Here is a 22,486-nt window from a genome sequence, read left to right as displayed (position 1 = left end):
TGTTTGATATCCTGAGAGCCCGTGGACACTTCGGCCACCATTCGAGCCACGGGAGCCCCTTTGCGCAGCGCATCGCAAACCAAGCATCTGTTCGTCACCGGCGGTGTCGCCTCCAGTCTCGGCAAGGGGCTCACGGCCTCCAGCCTCGGCCGGTTGCTCAAGGGGCGCGGTCTGCGGGTCACCATGCAGAAGCTCGACCCCTACCTCAACGTCGACCCCGGCACGATGAACCCGTTCCAGCACGGCGAGGTCTTCGTCACCGACGACGGCTCCGAGACCGACCTCGACGTCGGCCACTACGAGCGTTTCCTCGACACCGACCTGCACGGCTCGGCCAACGTCACCACCGGCCAGGTCTACTCCAACGTCATCGCCAAGGAGCGGCGCGGCGAATACCTGGGTGACACCGTCCAGGTCATCCCGCACATCACCAACGAGATCAAAGACCGCATCCGGGGCATGGCCGGCCCCGACGTCGACGTCGTCATCACCGAGGTCGGCGGCACGGTCGGCGACATCGAGTCGCTGCCGTTCCTGGAGGCCGTCCGTCAGATCAGGCACGAGGTCGGCCGCGACAACGTCTTCTTCCTGCACGTGTCGCTGCTGCCCTACATCGGCCCGTCCGGCGAGCTGAAGACCAAGCCCACCCAGCACAGCGTGGCCGCGCTGCGCAGCATCGGCATCCAGCCCGACGCGATCGTGCTGCGCTCCGACCGTCCGGTCCAGACGGCGATCAAGCGCAAGATCAGCCTCATGTGCGACGTCGACGAGGACGCCGTCGTCTCCGCCGTCGACGCCGCCTCCATCTACGACATCCCCAAGGTGCTGCACGCCGAGGGCCTCGACGCCTACGTTGTGCGCCGCCTCGGCCTGCCCTTCCGCGACGTCGACTGGAAGGAGTGGGAGCAGCTCCTGCGCCGCGTGCACCGGCCGGCCAAGGAGGTCACGATCGCGCTGGTCGGCAAGTACATCGACCTGCCCGACGCGTACCTGTCGGTCACCGAGGCGCTGCGCGCCGGCGGCTTCGCCAACGACGCGCGGGTCAACATCCGCTGGGTCAAGAGCGACGACTGCGAGACCCCCGAGGGCGCCGAGCGCGAGCTCGACGGCGTCGACGGCGTGCTGATCCCCGGCGGCTTCGGCGTGCGCGGCATCGAGGGCAAGATCGGCGCCATCCGGCACGCCCGCGAGGGCCGGATCCCGCTGCTCGGCATCTGCCTCGGCATGCAGGGCATGGTCATCGAGGCCGCCCGCAACATGGCCGGCATCGAGGACGCCAACTCCGCCGAGTTCGACCCCGACACCAAGCACGCGGTCATCTCCACCATGGCCGACCAGGAGGACGTCGTCGCCGGCGAGCGCGACATGGGCGGCACCATGCGGCTCGGCAGCTACACCGCCAAGCTCGGCGAGGGCACGCTGGCCAGGCAGCTCTACGGCGGCAAGGCCAAGGCCGACGAGCGCCACCGTCACAGGTACGAGGTCAACAACGCCTACCGCGAGCGCCTGGAGAACGTCGGCCTGGTCTTCTCCGGCCTGTCGCCCGACGGCCGCCTGGTGGAGTACACCGAGCTGCCCCTCGACGTGCACCCGTTCTTCATCGGCACGCAGGCGCACCCCGAGTTCCGCTCCCGTCCCACCCGGGCCAACCCGATGTTCAAGGGCCTCATCGGCGCCGCCCTGGCCTACGCCGACAGCCGCGTGACCACCAAGGTCGGCAAGTGAACGTCACCGCAGCGGCGAGCCTCGGCCCGGAGGCGGTAGCCTGCGTGACCACGGAGGACCGGAAGCGAGTGCGGCCATGATCAGAGACACGCCCGAGGCGTGGGACGTCGTCGCGTCCAAGGAACACTTCCAGGGGTACGTGATCAAGGTCGTCACCGACACGGTCAGGATGCCCCAGGACGAGGTCGCCGACCGCGACTACGTCGTCCACCCCGGCTCGGTCGCCGTGCTCGCGCTCGACGACCGCGACCGCGTCCTGATGATCAGGCAGTACCGCCACCCCACCCGGCAGCTCATGTGGGAACTGCCGGCCGGCATCCGCGACGTGGCGGGCGAACCGCTCGCCGACACCGCGGCCCGCGAGCTCGCCGAGGAGGCCGGCTACCGCGCCGACACCTGGCACACCCTGGTCGACCTGCGCTCCTCTCCCGGCATGACCGACGAGCGGATCAGGGTCTTCCTCGCCCGCGGCCTGAGCAGGATCCCCGACGAGGAGAACACCTTCGTCCACCGGCACGAGGAGATCGGCATGCCGGTCGAATGGGTGCCGCTGTCCGACGCGGTCGAGAAGGCGCTCATGGGAATGATCCACAATTCCCCGGCCGTGGCCGGTATCCTCGCCGCATATGCGGCTTCGGTTGAGGGATTCGCCCTGTTGCGCCCCGCCGACGCCCCGGAGGCGTGACGGAAGGACCATGTCGTGGAGGCGGTGCTCTCCAGCTACCTCGCCCATCTGGCGGTGGAGCGGGGCCTGGCTGCCAACACGCTCGCGTCCTACCGCCGTGACCTGCGGCGATACTTCGAACATCTGCAGGCGCGCGGGCGGCTGAAGCTCGACGAGGTGGGGGAGGCCGACGTCCAGGCCTTCCTCGCCGCGCTGCGCGAGGGCGACCGGGAGCATCCCGCCCTCGTGGCCAGCTCGGCCGCGCGGGCCGTCTCGGCCGTACGGGGGCTCCACCGGTTCGCCCTGCGCGAAGGCGTCACGGCCCACGACCCCGCCCACGAGGTACGCCCGCCGCGCCAGCTCCGCAGGCTGCCCAAGGCGATCGCCGTCGACGAGGTCGAACGCCTCATCGCCGCCTCCGGCCCCGACGGCGCCCCGCTCACCCTGCGCAACCGCGCCCTGCTGGAGGTCCTGTACGGCACCGGCGCCCGCATCTCCGAAGCCGTCGGCCTGGCCGTGGACGACCTCGAACCCGACCAGGTGCGGCTGCGCGGCAAGGGCGGCCGCACCCGCGTCGTCCCGCTCGGCCGCTACGCCCGCTCGGCGCTCGACGCCTACCTCGTCCGCGCCAGGCCCGGCCTGCTGGCCCACGGCCGCGGTACCCCCGCGGTCTTCCTCAACGCCCGCGGTGGCCGGCTGACCAGGCAGGGAGCCTGGGAAGTGCTCCAGGCCGCGGCCGAACGCGCCGGCCTGGCCGGCATCAGCCCGCACGTCCTGCGCCACTCCTTCGCCACCCACCTGCTCGACGGCGGCGCGGACGTCCGGGTGGTCCAGGAGCTGCTCGGTCACGCCTCCGTCACGACCACGCAGGTCTACACCCTGGTGACGGTCGACAAACTCCGTGAGGTCTACGCCGCGGCGCACCCGCGCGCCCGGCAGTGATCTATAGTCTTTTGCGCGTGCGCGGTGCCCCGGCGTGCCGCCTTGCCGCGTTTAGTGGTGACGCCATAGTGTCCGTCCGGACGGTCCGGTTCGGGATCGTCAGGGAGGTTCGAGCTGGTGACTGTGACGACCAAGGGTTCGACCCCGGGGACCCCCGACAACCCCTGGGGTGACACCAAGACCAACGCGCCTTCCAACGGCGTCAACCTGGGCCCCACCCAGCGCCCGCGGCCGGTGTTCCCTGAACCGGTCCCGCCGCAGGTGCACGGCCCGGCGCGAGTGGTCGCGATGGTCAACCAGAAGGGCGGCGTCGGCAAGACGACCACCACCATCAACCTGGGCGCGGCGCTGGTCGAGTGCGGGCTGAAGGTGCTGCTGGTCGACTTCGACCCGCAGGGCGCGCTCTCGGTCGGCCTGGGCATCAACCCGCTCCAGCTCGACCTGACCGTCTACAACCTGCTGATGGACCGCGGCGTCACCGCCGAGGACGTCCTGCTGGAGACCGGCGTCGAGGGCCTCGACCTGCTGCCCAGCAACATCGACCTGTCGGCCGCCGAAGTGCAGCTCGTCACCGAGGTCGCCCGCGAGCAGGTGCTCGGCCGGGTGATCAAGCCGCTGCTGCCGCACTACGACGTCTGCCTCATCGACTGCCAGCCGTCGCTCGGCCTGCTCACCATCAACGCGCTGACCTGCGCCCACGGCGTCATGGTGCCGCTGGAGTGCGAGTTCTTCGCGCTGCGCGGCGTCGCGCTGCTCATGGACACCATCTCCAAGGTCCAGGAGCGGCTCAACGAAGACCTCGAGATCGAGGGCCTGCTCGCCACCATGTACGACGCCCGTACCCTGCACGGCCGCGAGGTGCTGGCCCGCGTGGTGGAGGCGTTCGGCGACAAGGTGTTCCACACGGTGATCAACCGTACGGTCCGCTTCCCCGACGCCACCGTCGCCGGCGAGCCGATCACCACCTTCGACCCGTCGTCCCTGGGCGCCAACGCCTACCGCGAACTGGCCCGCGAGGTGCTCTCGCGCTGGCCGGCTCCTGCGACAATGGCCAGGTGACCGCAGAGCAGACCGAGGCCCCCCAAGGCTTCCAGGTACACCTGGACGTCTTCGAAGGCCCCTTCGACCTGCTCCTCGGCCTGATCGCCAAGCACAAGCTCGACATCACCGAGGTCTCGCTCTCCAAGGTCACCGACGAGTTCATCGCCTACATCCGGTCCAGGGGCCCGGAGTGGGACCTCGACCAGACCAGCCACTTCCTGCTGGTCGCGGCCACGCTGCTCGACCTGAAGGCGGCCCGGCTGCTGCCGTCCGGCGAGGTGGAGGACGAAGAGGACCTCGCGCTCCTGGAGGCCAGAGACCTGCTGTTCGCCCGGTTGCTGCAGTACAAGGCGTACAAGGAGGTCGCGAAGGTCTTCGCGGGGCGGATGGCCGAGGAGAGCCTGCGTTTCCCCCGCACGGTGTCGCTGGAGCCGCAGTTCGCCAACCTGCTGCCCGAGCTCATCCTCGGCATCGGGCCCGAGCAGCTCGCCCGCATCGCGGCCAAGGCGTTCACCCCGAAGCTGCCGCCCACCGTCAGCGTCGGCCACATCTACCAGCCGCTGGCCAGCGTCAAGGAGCAGGCGGCCATCCTGGTCATGCACCTGCGCAGGCTGCGCCGGGCCACCTTCCGCGCGCTGACGGCCGACTGCGAGGGCACCTTCGAGGTCATCGCCCGCTTCCTGGCCGTGCTGGAGCTGTTCCGGGAGTCCGCGGTGACGTTCGAGCAGGTCGAGGCGCTGGGAGAGCTCCATGTGACCTGGACGGGCGCCGACGACGGCGACGTCGCGGTGGGGGACGACTACGAGGAATCCGCGGAGAAACCATCGAATGACTGACAACCCCAACCCCCTGCCGGGCCCCCGCAAGGCCCCCGACTCGGGGTCGCCGCTGCCCGCCTGGATGACCCTCCCGGGCTCCCTCGTCCAGCCGGCCTCCCCGGAGGAGGCGTCCGCCCTGCCCGCCGGCCCCGACCTGCCGGTCACGCCGCCGGAGCCCTCGCCCTCGCCGTCGCCGGAGCCCTCGCCGTCGCCCGAGTCGCCGTCCGCCGGGTCTTCGTTTCCCGAGTCGCCTTCCGCGGGCCCCGAGTGGCCCTCGGACACCGCTGCCGACCCGGAGGAAGACCAGCAGGACACCCCGGAGGACGACGTCCAGGCGGAGGGGCCCGCTCTTGAGGCGGCGCTGGAGGCCATCCTGATGGTCGTCGACGAGCCCGTCGCCGAGATCACGCTGGCCCAGGTGCTGGAGCGCCCCACCCACGAGGTCGCGGCGTCGCTCAGGAGGCTGGCGGCGGAATATACGGCCGCCGGGCGGGGTTTTGATCTGCGGGAAGTCGCGGGTGGCTGGCGTTTCTACACGCGGGCCGACTGCGCGGCGCTGGTCGAGCGGTTCGTCCGCGACGGCCAGCAGACGCGGCTGACCCAGGCCGCGCTGGAGACCCTCGCGGTCGTGGCCTACCGGCAACCGGTGAGCCGCGCCCGTGTCGCCGCCGTGCGCGGCGTCAACAGCGACGGCGTCATGCGGACGCTCGTCGCCAGGGGGCTGGTCGAGGAGGCCGGCACCGACCCGGAGAGCCAGGCAGTGCTCTACCGGACAAGCTCATACTTCCTGGAACGTCTGGGACTACGGGATCTGAGCGAGCTTCCCGAGCTCGCCCCCTTCCTCCCCGACGACGTGGAGAACCTCGAGGAGACAACAAAGTGATCAACAGGCGCAGCACCCCGTCCGGTGATGGACGCGGTCGTGGACGTACCGGCGGCTCCGGCCGCGGCGGGCGTCCCGCCTTCCGCTCCGACGACAACCGCCGCGACGGCTCCGGCGGCGGCTTCGGCGGGGCCGACCCCCGCCGCGACTCCCTTCGCGCCGACCGCGGCGGCGCCCGCGCCCGCTTCGGCGACCGCGACGACCGCCCCCGCCAGGACTTCGGCTCTCGCGGCGGCGAGCGCTCCGGCCGTCCCGCCTCCGGCGGCGACCGCTTCGGGCGCTCCGGCGGCGAGCGCTCCGGCCGCCCTGACTTCGGCGGCGACCGTTCGGGTCGTCCCGGCTTCGGTGGTGACCGTTCGGGTCGCCCTGGCTTCGGTGGTGACCGTTCGGGGCGTCCCGCGTCCGGTGGCGACCGCTTCGGCCGTTCCGGCGGCGACCGCGACGGCTACCCGCGCGGCGACCGTGACGGCTACTCGCGCGGCGACCGGGCGGACCGTCCGGCGCGTGACGACCGCGACGGCCGTTACCAGCGCGCCGACCGGCCCGCCGGTGGCGACCGCTTCCGTGACGACCGTCCCCGTGACGACCGCGGTGACCGCGGCCCGCGCGGCGACCGTTTCGACCGTCCGCGCCGTGAGGGCGGGTTCGACCGTCCCCGCCGTGAGGGCGGGTTCGAGCGTCCGCGCCGTGAGGGCGGGGACCGGCCGCGTGGCGAGGGCTTCGGCGGGGCTTCCCGGTCCGGCGACCGGGGCAGGTTCGGCGACGACCGGCGCGGCGGCTACGGCGCCGACCGGCGCGGCGAGCGCGGCGGTCAGGCCGGTGGCGAGCGCGGCGGATACTCCGGCGAGCGCGGTGGCTTCTCGGGTGACCGCGGCGGCTACTCCGGCGAGCGGGGTGGCTACTCCGGCGACCGTGGCGGGTCCTCCGCGGGCCGTGGCGGCTACGGCGGCGACCGGCGCGGTGAGCGCGGCGGTCAGGCCGGTGGCGAGCGCGGCGGATACGCCGGTTCCCGCAGCGGCGGGCGTCCCGTGCGTGGCGGCGACGGCGAGCGTCAGGAGCGCGGCGGCTTCCGTGCCGACCGCGGCGGACGCAGGGACGACGCCCCCAGGTCCGGCTCCGCCGGCACCACCCGCGCCCGTTTCGGCAGGCGCGAGGACAACCCCCGTGGGCAGCAGCCGCGTACCCCGAGGCGCGACGACGTGCAGACGCTCGGCGGCGGACGGCGTCCGGCCGGCTCCGAGAGCCCCCAGGCCAGGCGCGTCAAGGCCGCCCGCCAGCCGCTGCGCGACCGTGCCTTCTACGACGACGACTACACCGACGAGCGCGACACCACCGAGGTGCCCGACGGCGTGCGGCTGCAGAAGGTGCTCGCCCAGGCGGGCGTGGCCAGCAGGCGCGCCTGCGAGGAGATGATCGGCGACGGCCGCGTCACGGTCAACGGCCAGGTCGTGCGCCGGTTCGGCGCCAAGGTCGACCCCGCCACCCAGGTCATCCACGTCGACGGCAAGCGCATCCCGACCGCCCCCGACCTCGTCTACTACGCCCTCAACAAGCCGATCGGCGTCGTGTCCACCATGGACGACCCGCAGGGCCGTCCGTGCCTGGCCGACTACGTCGAGGAGCTGGCGCCCCGCCTGTTCCACGTCGGCCGGCTCGACACCGAGACCGAGGGCCTGCTGCTGCTCACCAACGACGGCGAGCTGGCCAACCGGCTGACGCACCCGAGCTACGGGGTGCAGAAGAAGTACTGGGCCAAGGTGCCGGGGCCGATCCCGCGCGACCTGGGCCGCAGGCTCAAGCAGGGCATCGAGCTGGAGGACGGCATCGCCAAGGCCGACAGCTTCGCCATCGTGCAGGAGCACGGCCAGCAGGCGCTGGTCGAGGTGGTGCTGCACGAGGGCCGCAAGCACGTCGTGCGGCGCATGCTGGAGGAGGCCGGTCACCGGGTGATCGACCTGGCCCGGATCGAGTTCGGTCCGGTGAAGCTGGGCCGCACCAAGGCCGGCACGGTCCGCGCGCTGAGCCTGAAGGAGGTCGGCGACCTTTACGCGGCCGTGAAGCTGTAATCTGGCCGGAACGCAGGGGCCCGTGCGCATCTCCGCACGGGCTCTCCCGCTATGGAAGGGGATAAGGGCGCATGGTGCGGGCGATCCGCGGGGCGATCCAGGTGGACGCCGACGACCGCGACTCGATCATCCAAGGGACGACCGAGCTGGTCCAGGCGATCATGGAGCGCAACAGCCTGACCACCGACGATGTGATCAGCGTGCTGTTCACCGCCACCCCCGACCTGAAGTCCGAGTTCCCCGCACTCGCCGCGCGCAAGCTGGGTTTCCACGACGTGCCGCTGATCTGCTGCACCGAGATCGACGTGCCGGGGGCGCTGCCGCGCGTGGTGCGTCTGATGGCGCATGTGGAGACCGACCGTCCGCGGGCAGAGATGCAGCATGTGTATCTGCGGGGCGCGGTGGCGCTGCGGCAGGACATCGCCCAGTAGGCGACCGGCGTGAGCCGGATCGTCGTGCGGCACGTGCCTGACGGACACGGCAGGCAACACTCTCACTAGCCCGATAAATCAGGACATCGATATGGCCTCGGAACTCCGTACCGTGCTCGTCGTCGGCACCGGTCTCATCGGCACCTCGGCGGCCCTGGCGCTGCGCAAGCACGACGTGCGGGTGCTGCTCGCCGACCGTGACGCGGGCGCCGTGCGGCTGGCCAGGGAACTGGGCGCGGGCGAGGAGTGGGAGCCGGAGCGGCTGCCCGCCGGTCAGGTCGACCTGGCGGTCATCGCGGTGCCCCCGGCGCACGTGGCCGACGAGCTGCTGAAGCTGCAGAGCCGCGGCGTGGCCCGGTTCTACACCGACGTCGCCAGCGTCAAGGCCGAGCCCATCCGCATGGCCGCGCGGCTCGGCTGCGACCTGACGACCTACGTCGCCTCCCACCCGCTGGCCGGGCGGGAGAAGTCCGGGCCGGGGGCGGCCAGGGCCGACCTGTTCCTCGGCCGGCCGTGGGCGCTGTGCCCGACCGGCGAGGCCGCCGACGACGCCAGGGCGGCGGTGCTCAGGCTGGTCGAGCTGTGCGGCGCCAATCCGGTCGAGGTGGGCGCGGAGGAGCACGACCGCGCGGTCGCCGTCGTCTCGCACGCCCCCCACGTCGCCGCCTCGGCCGTGGCGGCCCGCCTGGCCGACGCCACCGAGGTCGCGCTCGGCCTGGCCGGGCAGGGGGTGCGCGACGTGACCAGGATCGCGGGCGGCGACCCCGGGCTCTGGCTCGGCATCCTGTCGGGCAACGCGACCCCGGTCGCCGAGGTGCTGGAGGCGGTCTCCCGCGACCTGGCCGAGGCCGCGACCGCGCTGCGCTCCCTGGCCGAGGGCGACGGCACCGCGAGCGGCGACCTCACCCAGCTCCTCAAGCGCGGCGTCGCCGGGCACGGGCGCATCCCGGGCAAGCACGGCGGCCCCGCCCCCGCGTACGTGGTCGTCCAGGTGGTCATCGGCGACCGTCCCGGGCAGCTCGCGCGGCTGTTCCAGGTGTGCGACGAGGTCGGCGTCAACGTCGAGGACGTGCGGCTGGAGCACGCGCCCGGGCTGCCCCTGGGCATCGCCGAGCTGTGGGTCCAGCCGGACGCGGCCGCCCCGCTCGCCGACGCCCTGCGCGAACGCGGCTGGCAGGTCCCCTGACGTCCGCTGACCGGGGGCATTGAGCACGACGTGACGGGCGGGCGCCGAGCGCGCCGCCCACGGCGTCAGCCGGCCGTGCGTTCCAGCCTGCGGCGGGCGCGTTCCACGGCGACCGGCAGGCCGCGCCGGGCGGCCAGGGCCCTGGGCAGCCGCCGTACGGCGGTGCGCAGCCCCTCCCGGCCCGCCGGACCGGCCAGCAGCGCCTCCAGGGACCGGCGCGCCACCACCGGCCAGGGACGGCGCAGCACGGCGGTCAGCACGGCGTTGCGCGCCGCCAGCGCCTGCCTGCCGCGCGGGTCGCGGGCGGGGGAGGGGTGATGGTGGGCGACGACGTCGTCCACGTAGGCCAGCCCCCAGCCGCGCGCGGCCAGGTCAACGGCCAGCCGTTCCTCCTCGCCGAAGAAGAAGATCACGTCGTCGAAGCCGCCCGCCTCCAGGAACGCCTCCCTGCGCACGACGGCCCCGCAGGCCAGGAAGCCCAGGACGCTCGGCCCCGGCAGGTCGTCCTCGACGCCGAGCGGGGAGTCGCGCATCGCCTGTGAGACCGCGTCCAGCCGCTCCTGCGGCCCGACCAGCACGCGCGCGCCCAGCACGGCCAGGCGGGGGTGGGCGTCCAGCACGTCGGCGGCCAGCTCCAGGGCGCCGGGCGCCCACCAGGAGTCGTCGTCGGCGAAGGCGACGTAGGGGGTCTCGGCCAGGCGCACGCCGACGTTGCGGCCCGGCGCGCCCAGGTTGGCCCCCGCCTCGACCACCTGGACGTCGGGGAAGTGCTTGCGGACGAACCCGGCGGTCCCGTCGGACGAGCCGTTGTCGACGAGGATCACCGGCCTCGGGTGGCGGGGGATCGTCCGGGCCAGCGTTCTGACCCGGTCCCTGGTGGCCACCACGACCGTGACCCGCGCTCGGTTCGTCTCCGTCACGCCGGACCTCCTTACCTGGGCCGACGCTCTTACTCCTCGCCGGCGGGATTGACGGCGGGACGCAGGAGGCGTACAAAAGTCGGTAACAGCGTTACCGAGAAGAAACGGTGTTACTCACATGGCGGTCACCGCGTACCGGCAAGCCCAGCAGGAAGGCCAGAGCGTGGTCAGGACGGCCATCCTCGACGCCGCCAAACACCTGCTCGTCGCCGAGGGCCCGGCGGCGCTCACCGTCCGGCGCATCTCCGGCGAGGTCGGCTGCTCCACGAAGGTGATCTACACCCTCTTCGGCGGCAAGGACGGCCTCAGCGAGGCGCTGTGGCTGGAGGGCTTCGCCCGGCTGGAGGCGCGCCTGCTGGCCGTCCCCGCCCCGGACGACCCGCTCCCGGCGCTGCACGCGGGCCTGGCGGCCTACCGCGAGTACGCGCTGGACGAACCCGACTACTACCGGGTCATGTTCCAGAACGCGATGCACGGCTTCCAGCCCGCCCCCGACGCGGTCGCGGCCGGCCGGCGCACCTTCGACATCCTGGTCGAGGCCGTGGCCGCCTGCCTGGAGTCCGGACGGCTGCGCGGGGCCGCCGCCGGCGAGATAGCCGACGTGCTGTGGATGGCGATCCACGGCGCGGTGAGCCTGGAGATCTCCGGCTTCTTCGACAGCGCCGAGGCGGAGCGGCGCTACCGGCTGCTCTACACCTCCGTGCTCACGCCGTTCCTGACCTGAGAGGAAGCGCACGATGACCAGCACCCCCTTCCGCAACGGCTTCGCACCCGCGACGGAGGAGATCACGGCCTTCGACCTGGAGGTCACCGGCCGCATCCCCGCCGAGCTCGACGGCCGCTACCTGCGCAACGGCCCCAACCCGCTCAGCCTCGACGACCCGGCCGCCACCCACCTGTTCATGGGGGAGGGCATGGTCCACGGCGTGCGGCTGCGCGGCGGGCGGGCCGAGTGGTACCGCAACCGGTGGGTGCGCAACGCCGAGGTGGCCCGCCGGCTGGGCGAGCCGCCGGCGCCGGGCCCGGTGCACGCGGGCATGGACTTCGCGGCCAACACGCACGTCATCGGCATCGCCGGGCGCACGTTCGCGACCGTCGAGGCGGGCGGGCTGCCGTACGAGCTGAGCTACGAGCTCGACACGGTCGGCGCGTGCGACTTCGTCGGCGGCCTGCCCGGCGGGTACGCCGCCCACACCCACCTCGACCCGGTCACCGGCGAGCTGCACGCGATGGCCTACTTCGCCGGCTGGGACCACCACCAGCACATCGTGATCGACCCCAAGGGCGTGGTCGCCCAGGTCAGGGACATCCCGGTCGCCGACCGCCCGATGCTGCACGACTTCGCGCTGACCCGCCGGCACGTCGTGATCTACGACCTGCCGGTCACGCTCAGCATGGCCCACGCCGAGCGCGGCGCGCCGCTGCCGTACGCGTGGGACGACGCCCGGCCCGCCCGGCTCGGCCTGCTCTCCCGCGAGACCGGCGACGTGCGGTGGGTGGAGATCGACCCGTGCTGGGTCTTCCACACCCTCAACGCCTACGACGACGGCGACCAGGTCGTGGTGGACGTCGTCCGCTACCCCAAGCGGTTCGTGGACGCCCGGCTCGACCTCGGCGGCGCCCCCACGCTCGACCGGTGGCGCATCGACCCCGTCGCGGGCCGGGTCACCACCACCCGCCTGGACGACCGTCCCCAGGAGTTCCCCCGCATCGACGAGCGCCGCACCGGCAGCCCGTACCGCTACGGCTACACCGCTGCCGCCGCCGACCTGCACGACGTGATCTACCCGGCCGCCGAGCTGGAGGACCTGCCGGACGAGGCGTTCGACAACACGCTCATCAAGCACGACCTGGAACGCGGCACGCAGGAGGCGCGGCGGTTCGGGCGCGGCGCGTACGTGGGGGAGCCGGTCTTCGTGCCCTCCGGCGCCGCCGAGGACGACGGCTACCTGCTCACCTACGTCAACGACCCGGCCAGGGGAGCGGCCGACCTGGTGATCCTGTCGGCCCAGGACTTCACCGGCGAGCCGGTCGCGGTCGTGCACCTGCCCGCCAGGGTCCCGCTCGGCTTCCACGGGAGCTGGATCGCGGACTGACCGGAGGCGGTAGCCTCTTCAGGTTGGGGAAACACACGTGAAGAGGGAGAGGCCGTGTCCGGTCTGGTCGTCGCCATGGACGGTCCTTCGGGGTCGGGCAAGTCGAGCGTGTCGCGCGGGGTCGCCCGTGCGCTGGGCCTGCGTTACCTCGACACCGGGGCCATGTACCGGGCGATGACGTGGTGGATGCTCCGGCAGGGCGTCGACCTGGCCGATCCCGAGGCGATCGCGGCCCGTTGCGGCGAGCCGTCCATCGTCTCCGGCACCGACCCCGAGGGCCCCGCGATCCTGGTCGACGGCGTCGACGTGGGCGGGCCCATCCGGGAGGCCGAGGTGACCGGCGCGGTCTCCGCCGTGGCCGCCGTCCCCGAGGTGCGCAGGCGGCTGGTCGCGCTGCAACGGGAGATCGCCGCCGCCGGTGACATCGTGGTCGAGGGCCGCGACATCGGCAAGGTCGTCTGCCCCGACGCGCCCGTCAAGGTCTACCTGACGGCCAGCGCCGAGGCCCGCGCCCGCCGCAGGAGCGCCGAGCTGGCCGGCTCCACGGTGGAGGCGCAGCAGGCCGCCATGGCCCGGCGTGACACCCTGGACTCGACACGTAAGACGGACCCACTCTCGATGGCGGATGGCGCCGTCGAGCTCGACACCACCGCGCTGAACCTCGAAGAGGTCATCGCGGAGGTGCTGAGGCTGGTCAAGGAGCGCACCTGACCTCCAGGTGCGGTACTCACCTAAGGATGAACAACCATGTCAACGGGGGATTGGGTCGAGGCTGACCTCGACGAGCTGGAAGTCACCGAGCACGGCGACACCACGCCTCTGCCGGTCGTGGCCATCGTGGGCCGCCCCAACGTGGGCAAGTCCACGCTGGTCAACCGCATCATCGGCCGCCGCGAGGCGGTCGTGGAAGACGTGCCGGGCGTCACCCGCGACCGCGTCACCTACGACGCCAACTGGCGCGGCCGCCGCTTCACCGTCGTCGACACCGGCGGCTGGGACCCCGACGCCACCGGCATGAACCTGCGCATCGCCGAGCAGGCCCAGGTCGCCGTCGAGCTGGCCGACGTGATCGTGTTCGTGGTCGACGCCACCGTGGGCGCCACCGACGCCGACGAGATCGTGGGCGCGGTGCTGCGCCAGTCGGGCAAGCCGGTGCTGCTGGCCGCCAACAAGGTCGACAACCAGCAGCTGGAGCTGGAGGCCGCCGCGCTGTGGTCGCTCGGGCTGGGCGAGCCCTACCCGGTCTCGGCACTGCACGGCCGCTCCAGCGGCGACCTGCTCGACGTGGTGCTCGACGCGCTGCCCGAGACGCCGCAGCTGACCTTCGGCGGCGAGCGCGGCCCGGCCCGCGTGGCGCTGCTCGGCAAGCCCAACGTGGGCAAGTCCTCGCTGCTCAACAAGCTGGCGGGGGAGGAGCGGGTGCTGGTCGACCCGATGGCGGGCACCACCCGCGACCCGGTCGACGAGCTGATCGAGCTGGGCGGGCGCACCTGGCGCTTCGTCGACACCGCCGGCATCCGGCGGCGCGACCGCGAGCTGCAGGGCGCCGACTTCTACGCGGCCATGCGCACCCGCGCCGCGCTGGAGCGCTCGGAGGTGGCGATCGTGCTGATCGACGCCAGCGAGCCGCTCACCGAGCAGGACCTGCGGATCATCGGCCTGGTGATCGAGTCGGGGCGGGCCATGGTGGTGGCCTTCAACAAGTGGGACCTCGTCGACGAAGACCGCCGCTACTACCTGGAGAAGGAGATCGACCGGCAGCTCGTGCGCACCCCGTGGGCGCTGCGGGTGAACATCTCCGCCAAGACCGGCCGCCACATGGACCGGCTGGTGCCGGCGCTGGAGAAGGCGCTCGACTCCTGGTCCACCCGGGTCCCGACGGCGCGGCTCAACGCGTTCCTCACCGAGCTGGTGCACGCGACGCCGCCGCCCGTCCGGGGTGGCAAGCAGCCGAAGATCCTGTTCGCCACGCAGGCGTCCGTCGAGCCGCCCAAGTTCGTGCTGTTCACCTCCGGCTGGCTGGAGGACACCTACCGGCGCTTCATCGAGCGGCGCATCCGTGAGGAGTTCGGGTTCGCCGGGTCGCCGATCGACGTCACGATGAAGATCCGCGAGAAGCGCCCCAAGAAGGACAAGTAACGGCGTTGCCGTATCATCTACGGCAACACGTGGACGGAGACGAGTAGCCAGCGGGCCGCACGGGCCCAGAGAGCCGCCGGCAGCTGTGAAGGCGGTCCCGTGTCCGCTGGTGAAGACACTCCTGAGTGCGGGGAGGAAATGCCCCGCCGGCTGACCCCCGTCACCGGGTCGTGGAGGCCGCCCCTCGCGGGGCGGCGAAAGTGCGGTGGCACCGGGAGCTCCCTTCTCCCCCGCACTCCCAAGGGGTCATGCATTTCCTGCAGAGGAGCTGTAATGATCTCTCGTGTCCTGTCGGCGTCGCTCGCTGAGCACGCCGGCCGACGAGTGACGATCGCCGGCTGGGTCCATCGCCGCCGGCACCTGAAATCCGTCTCCTTCCTGGTCGTACGCGACCGTGCCGGGCTGGCCCAGGTGGTCAGCGCGGACGGGGAGCTGCCGCCGGAGGAGAGCGTCGTCCGGGTCACCGGCACCGTGACCCCGGCCGGGCAGGCTCCCGGCGGGGTCGAGCTGACCGGGCCGGAGATCGAGGTCCTGGCCGAGCCCGCGCAGGCGCCGCCGTTCGACCTCTACCGGCCGGTCGTGGCCGCGACGCTGCCGACGGTCCTCGACCACGCGCCCGTCGCGCTGCGGCATCCGCTGCTGCGGGCGCCGCTGGAGATCTCGGCGGCGAGCGTGGCCGGGTTCCGCGAGACGCTGGACGGCCTCGGGTTCACCGAGATCCACACGCCCAAGATCGTGGCCTCGGCCACCGAGTCCGGCGCGAACGTCTTCGGCATCGACTACTTCGGCCGCCGCGCCTACCTCGCGCAGTCGCCGCAGTTCTACAAGCAGACGATGGTCGGGGTGTTCGAGCGGGTCTACGAGGTCGGGCCGGTCTTCCGCGCCGAGCCGCACGACACCGTCCGCCACCTGGCCCAGTACACCAGCCTCGACGCCGAGCTGGGGTTCGTGGCCGACCACCGGGACGTGATGGCGGTGCTGCGGGAGGTCGTCGCCGGCATGGTCGAGTCGGTGCGCCGCCGGGCCGGATCAGCCGTCGAGGCGGCCGGGGCCGTGCTGCCGGCCGTGCCCGCCGAGATCCCGGCCGTGCACTTCACCGAGGCCCAGCGGCTGACCGGCGAGGACGAGCCCGACCTGTCACCGGCCCAGGAACGGTGGTTGTCGGACTGGGCGCTGCGCGAGCACGGGTCGGAGTTCCTGTTCGTCACCGGCTACCCGATGTCCAAGCGGCCGTTCTACACCCATCCCGACCCCGCCAGACCGGGCTACTCCAACGGCTTCGACCTGCTGTTCAGGGGCCTGGAGCTGGTGACCGGCGGCCAGCGCCTGCACCGGTACGACGACTACGTCCAGGCCCTGGACGGGGACGTGGAGCCGTACGAGGGCTACCTCCAGGCGTTCCGGTACGGGATGCCGCCGCACGGCGGGTTCGCGCTCGGCCTGGAACGCTGGACGGCCCGGCTGACCGGCGCCGCCAACATCCGGCAGACCACCGCCTTCCCCCGCGACCTGCACCGCCTGTCGCCCTGACCGGCGGCGCCGCCTGATCCGCGGTCAGGATTCGGGGTCGGGGGCGGCGTCCGCGAGGGCGGGCGCCGCCTCCGGCAGAACGCGGCGGGGCATGAGCAGCGCCACCGCCGCCCCCAGCAGGCAGACGAACGCCGTGAGCAGGAACATCTCGGTGTACTCGACGTGCAGGGCGGCATCGACCTGGGCCAGGTAGTCGGCCAGCCGCCGCTGGTAGGTCTGCGCGTCCACGCCGAACGGCAGCGGCGTGTCCAGGTCGGCGGTCAGCGACTGGAACCGGTGGAAGCCCCACGCCGACACGCCCGCCACGCCGACGAGCATGCCCATCATCCTGGCCACCACGACCGCCGCCGAGGCGACGCCGTGCTGGACGGCCGGGCTCACCCGCAGGACCGCCGACGAGACCGGCGCGATCACCAGCCCGAGGCCGAGCCCCGCCACGACCAGGTCGGCGTCCACGGCCAGGCCCGCTGCGGCCAGGTCGAGCGGCCAGCGGCTCATCAGCCAGTATCCGGCCGCGGCGAGCAGCAGGCCGGGCACCGCCACCGCGCGTTCGCCGGCCCGCCGGGCCAGCACGCCGCCGAGCAGCGCGCCCACGGCCAGCGCGCCGAGGAACCGGGCCAGGACCAGCGCCGCGCCCAGGGCGTCCTTGTCCAGCAGCGTCTGGGCGGCGAACTGCACGAACACCATCGTCACCAGCAGGGCCGCGCCCGCTAGGAAGCTCACGCCCAGCGTCGCCAGCAGCGGTGACTTGCGGGCGGCCGACAGGTCGAGCAGCCGGACGGGGGAGCGGATCTCCCACCAGACGAACACGCCGCCCGCCACCGCGCCGGCCGCGATCACCGGCGGCCCCCACGGCGGCAGCACGGTCGTGGCCGGGTCGGGGTTGTACAGGCCGACGACCAGGAGGGCCAGCGCCAGCGCCAGCAGCGCACCCCCGACGACGTCGACGCGGGCCGTGCCGGACGGCGGCCCGGCCGGGACCGTACGCTGTACGGCGACGGCGGCCAGGGCGGCGAGGGGCACGTTGACCCAGAAGATGGCGTGCCAGCCGCCCAGCTCCACGCCCGCGACGGCGACCGGCGGGACCAGCGCCAGCACGCCGCCGTACAGGGGGCCGAGGGCGCTGCCCAGCTCCTGCGCCGCGCCCACCGCGCCCAGCGCGAGCGGCCGGTCGCGCGCCTCCCACAGGTCGCCGATCAGCGCCATCGTGATCGGCAGCAGCGCCCCGCCCGCCACGCCCTGGATCGTACGGCCCGACACCACCATCGCCTCACCGGCCGCCAGCGCGGTCAGCACCGAGCCGAGCGCGAACGCCGCCAGGCAGGCGTGGATCAGCGGCCGCCGGCCGTGACGGTCGGAGAGCTGGCCGAGCAGCGGCATCGCGGCGACGTAGCCGAGCAGGAACCCGGTGACGACCGGCGTGACCCGCTCCAGGTGGTTCTGCGGCACGCCGACGTCGTGGGCGATGTCCATCAGGACCGTCACGACCACGTAGGCGTCGAGCGCGGCCAGCAGCACCACCGCGCCGCCCGCGCCGAGCGCGACCCGGCGGGCGCGGTCCGCCGGGACGTTCCGGCTCACCCGGCTCACCCGGCTCATCCGGACGGGGGCGGCGTGATCGTGACCGGCGCGTCGTAGTCGCTGAACGTCACCGTCACCGTGCCGTTCTGCAGCGGCAGGCTCGCCTTGGTGAGCCGGTTGGTGGCCTTGTCGATCCAGACCTTGCCGTTGACGCCCTGCGTGACGCCCGGGACGATCTGCCCGACGACCTGCCCGGAGAACGTCGTGGCCACCCGGTACGAGCCGTCCTCGACCGCCTCCACCCTGGGGTCGGTCGCCGAGGCGAGCAGCTGCGCGATGCCCTTGGCCGGGTTGAGGATCACCGACGGGTCGTAGAACTGGGCGAGCTGCTGCCTGGTCATCGTCTGGAAGCCGCCGGTCGGCCCCTTGAAGTGCACGGTGTCGCCGATCACGGCGAAGGTGATCTCCTGCAGGGTGCCCAGCACCTCCAGCGTGATCGTGCCGTCGGCGTCGCCCGCCGAGGTGAGCCTGCCGTCGGCCTTCTTGAGCGGCACCTGGGGCTTGCCCTCCGTGGCGATCGAGAAACCGGCCGACCTGACGGCCTTCATGGCCTCCGACGACTTCTTCATCAGGTCGGGCCCGGCGGGGAGCTCGTCACCCCCGCCGCCACCCGCGGAGCAGGCCGGCATCAGCGCGAGCACGACAACGATCAGCAGCTTTCGGAGCATGAGCGGATCGTAGCGAGCGCCCGGGAACGCCGGTGAGCCGTCGCCGATATCGGTTGGGCCTCAGCGCAGCTTCTTCAGATGGTCGACGATGGGCCCGAACGCCTGCTCCAGCGCCTCCAACTGGTCGTCGGTGAGCCGGTCGACGAAATGCTCCCGCACGCTCGCGACGTGGTCGGGCGCCACCCGCTGGATCGTGGCCCAGCCCTCGTCGGTCAGGACGGCGAACGTGCCGCGCCGGTCGTCGCGGCAGTCTTCCCTGGTGACCAGCCCTTTGGCCTCCATGCGGGAGATCTGGTGCGACAGCCTGCTGCGCGACTGGATCGTGGCGTCGGCCAGGTCGCTCATCCGCATGCGCCGCTCGGGGCTCTCGGAGAGGTTGACCAGGATCTCGTAGTCGTTCAGCGAGAGCTGGTGCTCCTGCAGCTCCCGGTCGAGGCGGTGCATGAGCAGCTTGTGCAGCGCGAGATGCGTACGCCAGGCACGCTGTTCGGCGGGGGAAAGCCAGCGGGGCGCGCTCATGATCCCCAATCTATCGCACGCCCCCGACGATGCGGCTACCTGCGGGGGGCCGCCGCGCAGGGCCGCCGTACAGTGATCTGATGGAGGAGAAGTCGGGGGAGAGCCTGGCGACCGTGCTGGTCGCGGGCGCCGCGAACCTGACCATCGCCCTGGCCAAGCTCGTCGCGGGGCTGATCGGCGGTTCGGCCGCGATGTTGTCCGAGGCGGCCCACTCGGCCGCCGACACGATGACCGAGCTGCTGCTGCTGGTCTCCGTACGCCGGGCGGGCAAGCCGCCGGACGAGCGCCACCCGTTCGGCTACGGCAAGGCGGGGTTCTTCTGGGCGATGATGGCGGCGGTCGCGACGCTGGTCGGCGGGGCGGGGTTCTCCGTCACCCACGGGCTGCACGAGATCAGCCACGGCGAGGAGCTGGGCAACCTCACGCCGTCCTACGTCGTGCTGGCCGTCTCGTTCGTGATCGAGGGCATCTCGTTCACCAAGGCGTACTCGCAGTTGCGCGCCGAGGCCGGCAGGTACAAGGTGCGTCCGACGCGGCTGGTGCGCATCACGTCCGACACCGCGCTCAAGGCCGTGCTGTTCGAGGACGCCGCCGCGCTGGTCGGCCTGGTGATCGCGGCGCTCGGGCTGCTCGGCTCGCAGTGGTCCGGCTCGGCCCTGTGGGACGGCGCGGCCTCGGTCGCCATCGGCCTGCTCCTGCTGGTGGTCGCGCTCATCCTGATCCAGTCGAACCTGTCGCTGCTGATCGGCCAGGCCGCCCCCAGGCAGATCGAGGTCGGCATCCGCGCGGTGCTGCTGGCCCAGCCCGAGGTGGACGACGTGGTCGAGCTGCTGACGATGATGATCGGGCCGGGTTCCATCATGGTCGCCGCGAAAATCGACTTCCGGGACGAGGCGAGCGCGGCGGGCGTGGAGATCGCCTGCGACGAGATCGACCGGCGGCTGCGCGACCGCTTCTCCGGCGTCACCCTCGTCTTCCTGGACCCCACCCCCACCCGCCGCCGCTAGCGACGTCACCGGACGGAGGCTCACGCAGGCATTCTCAGGCGCTCGAGGGCGGCCAGGACGAGGTCGAGGCCGAAGGTGAACTCCTCCGCCGGGTCGTAGCCGGCAGCGGCGAGCACCGCTGCGGACTCGTTGAGGTAGGGGAACTCGTCAGCAGGAAGCTGGGGCAGGAAGACGTCCTCGGTCATGTCCGCGAACTCGTCGGGGGTGTCGAACGGCAGGCTGGCTTCCTGCAGGGCGAAACCGTAGACATAGCTGTCGAGCAGCCAGTTGGCGTGCGTCGCCATCAGGACCGGGAAGCCGGCCCGCCGCAGGCAGGCGGTGACCGCTTCGCGGTGGCGGAGGTTCGCGGGCCCCGGCGATGTCCGCGACTCCATCAGGCCGATCGCCCACGGGTGGCGTGCGAGAACCTGCCGGGCGGATGCCGCCCGGCGTCGCATCGCCGACTGCCAGTCGGTCTCTTCGGGCGGGAGCTCGATCTCCTCGAACACGAGGTCGATCATGGCGTCCAGCAACTCTTCCTTGCTCGCCACGTAGTAGTAGAGCGACATCGCGCCCGCGCCGAGCGCGCCGGCCAGCCGGCGCATGCTCAGCCCGTGGACCCCCTCGCGGTCGGCGAGCCGGACCGCCTCGGCCACCACCCGTTGCCTGCTCAGCGCCGCGTCCGACGTCCCCTGGCGTTGTTCCCTCGCGGACACGGGTCTCCTCTCGCGCGCTCGAGCGGCTTGACAATCGTCCGGCGCACGGTCATGGTACAGCGTACTACCTGTAGTACAGCGTACGACGTACGATGTACGAACCAGCCGGAGTCGTAGCTCGGACGTGAGGAGGCTGCTGTGGGAACCGAACAGCGATCGAGTGCCGGAGCACGCCTGATGCCGGGGACGAGTCCGGCCGCGGCGACGACGATGCGGGCCGCCGGCCGGCACCGTTACGGCCTGCCCCCAGTGCTCGAGTCGGCCGAGGCCCGGGCTACCGCTGCCCGGTCGAGGCGATGTGCTCGTCCAGGTGGGCGCGGCCTCGGTACATCCCTGCCGCCAGTCCGGCTGCGGGACCGCTTCTCCCGAAAGAAGAACCGATGACCATCCGAGCGAAAACCCCGAACCTGCTCGACAACCGGTCGGTCCCCGTGCACGCCAAGCTCGCCGCCGCATGGACCAGCTTCATGTTCCTCTACATCTACGTCGACTACTTCCACCTCCACAAGCCCGGCGTCATCGACAACCTCCGTGCCGGCGTCGTCTTCGAGTTCGACGTCAGCCCGACGTTGTTGACCATGATGCTCGCGTCCGTGGCGATCCCGGCCCTGATGGTGATGCTCTCCATGACGCTGCCCGCCCGGGTGAACCGCGCTGCGAACCTCGTCGTCGCATCGCTCTACATCCCCTACTCGGTGTTCAACGCGGTGGGGGAGTCCTGGGAGTGGGCCCCCTTCTACGGCCTCTCCATCGGAATCGAGGTGCTGCTCCTGGCCTTCGTCCTGCGCTCCGCCTGGACGTGGCCGCGAACCCCCGCCGTCCCGGCCGGTCCCGCGGCGGCCGCCCTTCGTCCCGGCGGGATGCCCACGCACCCGGCCTGACAGCGTGCCTGCCGGAGGACGGCCCCACCGCCTGGCCGCCCTGCTCGTCCGGCTCCGAACCTGATCCGAGAAACGGTCCCTAGCCGGGCCCTCGGAACGACGGGACGGGAACGCGCTCGGCCGGCGTGTCGGTGACGACGGCGACCCTGATGTCCGGGGCGGCCCGCCATTCCAGCAGGTGACCGACCGGGAGCGGGTCGACGCCGGTCGTGCGCAGCTCGTCCAGGGTGAGCTCGCCGCGTTTGACCAGGGCTTCCTTACGGGTCCAGTGGCGGATCAGGTCGTCGTTGCCGGTCACCAGGGCGCGTTCGGCGGGGGTGAGCGCGTGGTCGGCCAGGCCCTCGTTCAGCGGGCCCGGCGGCACGTGCTCGGCGTCCACGCCGACCCGGCCGGGGCCGGCCGCGGCGCACACGTAGCCGCGGGTGTGGCTGAAGCTCACGCCCAGGCCGGGGGCCTCGCGCAGGTACGGCCTGCCGTGGCCGGGGCCGTGCACCTCGCAGTGCTGCAACAGGGTCAGCCCCTCCGGCGGGAGGTCGAGCACGGCCGCGGCGCACAGGCGTACGAGCAGGTGGGCCGCGACGAAACAGGCGCGGTCGGCGGGGAAGACGAACCGGTCGGCGCGTTCGCGCTCGGCCTCGGTCAGCCACGTCTCGGGGGCGCGCACCTCTTCGGGTCGGCCGCCCATCGCCAGGGG

General features: G+C 72.4%; 22 protein-coding genes. 16 read left to right on the top strand and 6 right to left on the bottom strand.

The annotated features are described in order from the left end of the window. Positions 1 to 60: 60 nt before the first annotated feature. From AB0J71_RS30230 to AB0J71_RS30190, 9 genes are all read left to right on the top strand, one after another. A complete protein-coding gene (locus AB0J71_RS30230; protein WP_352321926.1) occupies positions 61 to 1,725 on the top strand; it encodes a CTP synthase in 1,665 nt (554 codons plus the stop codon). Positions 1,726 to 1,801: 76 nt separating this feature from the next. Then, positions 1,802 to 2,410, top strand: coding sequence for an NUDIX hydrolase (locus AB0J71_RS30225; RefSeq protein WP_352321924.1), 609 nt, complete (start codon positions 1,802 to 1,804; stop codon positions 2,408 to 2,410). Between the two features lie 15 nt (positions 2,411 to 2,425). Continuing rightward, entirely contained in the window at positions 2,426 to 3,331 is a 906-nt protein-coding gene (locus AB0J71_RS30220; protein ID WP_352321922.1) for a site-specific tyrosine recombinase XerD, read from the top strand. Between the two features lie 117 nt (positions 3,332 to 3,448). Further along, positions 3,449 to 4,390, top strand: a complete 942-nt coding sequence (locus AB0J71_RS30215) for a ParA family protein (RefSeq protein ID WP_352358210.1) — start codon at positions 3,449 to 3,451, stop codon at positions 4,388 to 4,390. Next, positions 4,387 to 5,208, top strand: a complete 822-nt coding sequence (locus AB0J71_RS30210) for a segregation/condensation protein A (protein ID WP_352321918.1) — start codon at positions 4,387 to 4,389, stop codon at positions 5,206 to 5,208. Before AB0J71_RS30215 ends, AB0J71_RS30210 begins: the two co-directional genes overlap by 4 nt. A gap of 343 nt (positions 5,209 to 5,551) precedes the next feature. Next, positions 5,552 to 6,073: an SMC-Scp complex subunit ScpB gene (gene scpB, locus AB0J71_RS30205; RefSeq protein WP_352321935.1), complete on the top strand. Its 522-nt coding sequence runs from the start codon at positions 5,552 to 5,554 to the stop codon at positions 6,071 to 6,073. Beyond that, positions 6,070 to 8,139: a pseudouridine synthase gene (locus AB0J71_RS30200; protein ID WP_364417163.1), complete on the top strand. Its 2,070-nt coding sequence runs from the start codon at positions 6,070 to 6,072 to the stop codon at positions 8,137 to 8,139. The genes scpB and AB0J71_RS30200 overlap by 4 nt, the downstream gene beginning before the upstream one ends. A gap of 71 nt (positions 8,140 to 8,210) precedes the next feature. Further along, positions 8,211 to 8,570 carry a chorismate mutase gene (gene aroH, locus AB0J71_RS30195; RefSeq protein WP_352321915.1) on the top strand — a complete coding sequence of 120 codons (360 nt, stop codon included), beginning with the start codon at positions 8,211 to 8,213 and terminating at the stop codon, positions 8,568 to 8,570. 91 nt (positions 8,571 to 8,661) lie between these two features. Continuing rightward, the gene (locus AB0J71_RS30190) at positions 8,662 to 9,756 is read left to right on the top strand and encodes a prephenate dehydrogenase (RefSeq protein ID WP_352321913.1); all 1,095 of its coding nucleotides are present in this window, start codon (positions 8,662 to 8,664) and stop codon (positions 9,754 to 9,756) included. A 65-nt stretch (positions 9,757 to 9,821) separates the two neighbouring features. On the opposite strand, the gene AB0J71_RS30185 is transcribed toward AB0J71_RS30190, so the two are convergent. After that, positions 9,822 to 10,676 carry a glycosyltransferase gene (locus AB0J71_RS30185; protein WP_352321911.1) on the bottom strand — a complete coding sequence of 285 codons (855 nt, stop codon included), beginning with the start codon at positions 10,674 to 10,676 and terminating at the stop codon, positions 9,822 to 9,824. A gap of 118 nt (positions 10,677 to 10,794) precedes the next feature. Between AB0J71_RS30185 and AB0J71_RS30180 the strand changes: the two genes are divergently transcribed. The 5 genes from AB0J71_RS30180 to aspS all read left to right on the top strand — a co-directional run bounded on the left by AB0J71_RS30180 (position 10,795) and on the right by aspS (position 16,441). Beyond that, positions 10,795 to 11,400 (top strand): TetR/AcrR family transcriptional regulator, encoded by a 606-nt coding sequence (locus AB0J71_RS30180; protein WP_352321909.1) that lies wholly within the window; start codon positions 10,795 to 10,797, stop codon positions 11,398 to 11,400. Positions 11,401 to 11,413: 13 nt separating this feature from the next. Then, positions 11,414 to 12,772 (top strand): carotenoid oxygenase family protein, encoded by a 1,359-nt coding sequence (locus tag AB0J71_RS30175; RefSeq protein WP_352321907.1) that lies wholly within the window; start codon positions 11,414 to 11,416, stop codon positions 12,770 to 12,772. A 54-nt stretch (positions 12,773 to 12,826) separates the two neighbouring features. Then, positions 12,827 to 13,483 carry a (d)CMP kinase gene (gene cmk / locus AB0J71_RS30170; RefSeq protein ID WP_352321906.1) on the top strand — a complete coding sequence of 219 codons (657 nt, stop codon included), beginning with the start codon at positions 12,827 to 12,829 and terminating at the stop codon, positions 13,481 to 13,483. A 36-nt stretch (positions 13,484 to 13,519) separates the two neighbouring features. Next, positions 13,520 to 14,911, top strand: a complete 1,392-nt coding sequence (gene der, locus AB0J71_RS30165) for a ribosome biogenesis GTPase Der (protein WP_352321904.1) — start codon at positions 13,520 to 13,522, stop codon at positions 14,909 to 14,911. 273 nt (positions 14,912 to 15,184) lie between these two features. Beyond that, the gene (gene aspS / locus AB0J71_RS30160; protein WP_364417161.1) at positions 15,185 to 16,441 is read left to right on the top strand and encodes an aspartate--tRNA(Asn) ligase; all 1,257 of its coding nucleotides are present in this window, start codon (positions 15,185 to 15,187) and stop codon (positions 16,439 to 16,441) included. Positions 16,442 to 16,465: 24 nt separating this feature from the next. On the opposite strand, the gene AB0J71_RS30155 is transcribed toward aspS, so the two are convergent. From AB0J71_RS30155 to AB0J71_RS30145, 3 genes are read right to left on the bottom strand one after another with little or no spacing between them, the layout of a single operon-like run. After that, entirely contained in the window at positions 16,466 to 18,022 is a 1,557-nt protein-coding gene (locus AB0J71_RS30155; RefSeq protein ID WP_364417159.1) for an MFS transporter, read from the bottom strand. A gap of 14 nt (positions 18,023 to 18,036) precedes the next feature. Further along, a complete protein-coding gene (locus tag AB0J71_RS30150) occupies positions 18,037 to 18,690 on the bottom strand; it encodes an LppX_LprAFG lipoprotein (protein ID WP_364417157.1) in 654 nt (217 codons plus the stop codon). 60 nt (positions 18,691 to 18,750) lie between these two features. After that, the gene (locus AB0J71_RS30145; RefSeq protein ID WP_352321897.1) at positions 18,751 to 19,209 is read right to left on the bottom strand and encodes a MarR family transcriptional regulator; all 459 of its coding nucleotides are present in this window, start codon (positions 19,207 to 19,209) and stop codon (positions 18,751 to 18,753) included. A gap of 80 nt (positions 19,210 to 19,289) precedes the next feature. Between AB0J71_RS30145 and AB0J71_RS30140 the strand changes: the two genes are divergently transcribed. Further along, on the top strand, positions 19,290 to 20,216 hold the full coding sequence (locus tag AB0J71_RS30140; RefSeq protein WP_352321895.1) for a cation diffusion facilitator family transporter: 927 nt from the start codon (positions 19,290 to 19,292) through the stop codon (positions 20,214 to 20,216). Between the two features lie 20 nt (positions 20,217 to 20,236). Here the strand turns inward: AB0J71_RS30140 and AB0J71_RS30135 are convergent, their stop codons facing one another. Then, the gene (locus AB0J71_RS30135) at positions 20,237 to 20,911 is read right to left on the bottom strand and encodes a TetR/AcrR family transcriptional regulator (protein ID WP_352321893.1); all 675 of its coding nucleotides are present in this window, start codon (positions 20,909 to 20,911) and stop codon (positions 20,237 to 20,239) included. A gap of 380 nt (positions 20,912 to 21,291) precedes the next feature. On the opposite strand from AB0J71_RS30135, the gene AB0J71_RS30130 reads away from it, so the two are divergent. After that, entirely contained in the window at positions 21,292 to 21,792 is a 501-nt protein-coding gene (locus AB0J71_RS30130; RefSeq protein ID WP_352321891.1) for a DUF6326 family protein, read from the top strand. A 79-nt stretch (positions 21,793 to 21,871) separates the two neighbouring features. On the opposite strand, the gene AB0J71_RS30125 is transcribed toward AB0J71_RS30130, so the two are convergent. Next, on the bottom strand, positions 21,872 to 22,477 hold the full coding sequence (locus tag AB0J71_RS30125) for a 4'-phosphopantetheinyl transferase superfamily protein (RefSeq protein ID WP_364417155.1): 606 nt from the start codon (positions 22,475 to 22,477) through the stop codon (positions 21,872 to 21,874). Between the last annotated feature and the right edge of the window lie 9 nt (positions 22,478 to 22,486).

It is taken from the genome of Nonomuraea sp. NPDC049637, from assembly GCF_040675235.1.
Taxonomy (GTDB): domain Bacteria; phylum Actinomycetota; class Actinomycetes; order Streptosporangiales; family Streptosporangiaceae; genus Nonomuraea.
Note: the sequence above shows the minus strand (reverse complement) of the source record. Positions and strands in the feature narration are given on the sequence as shown.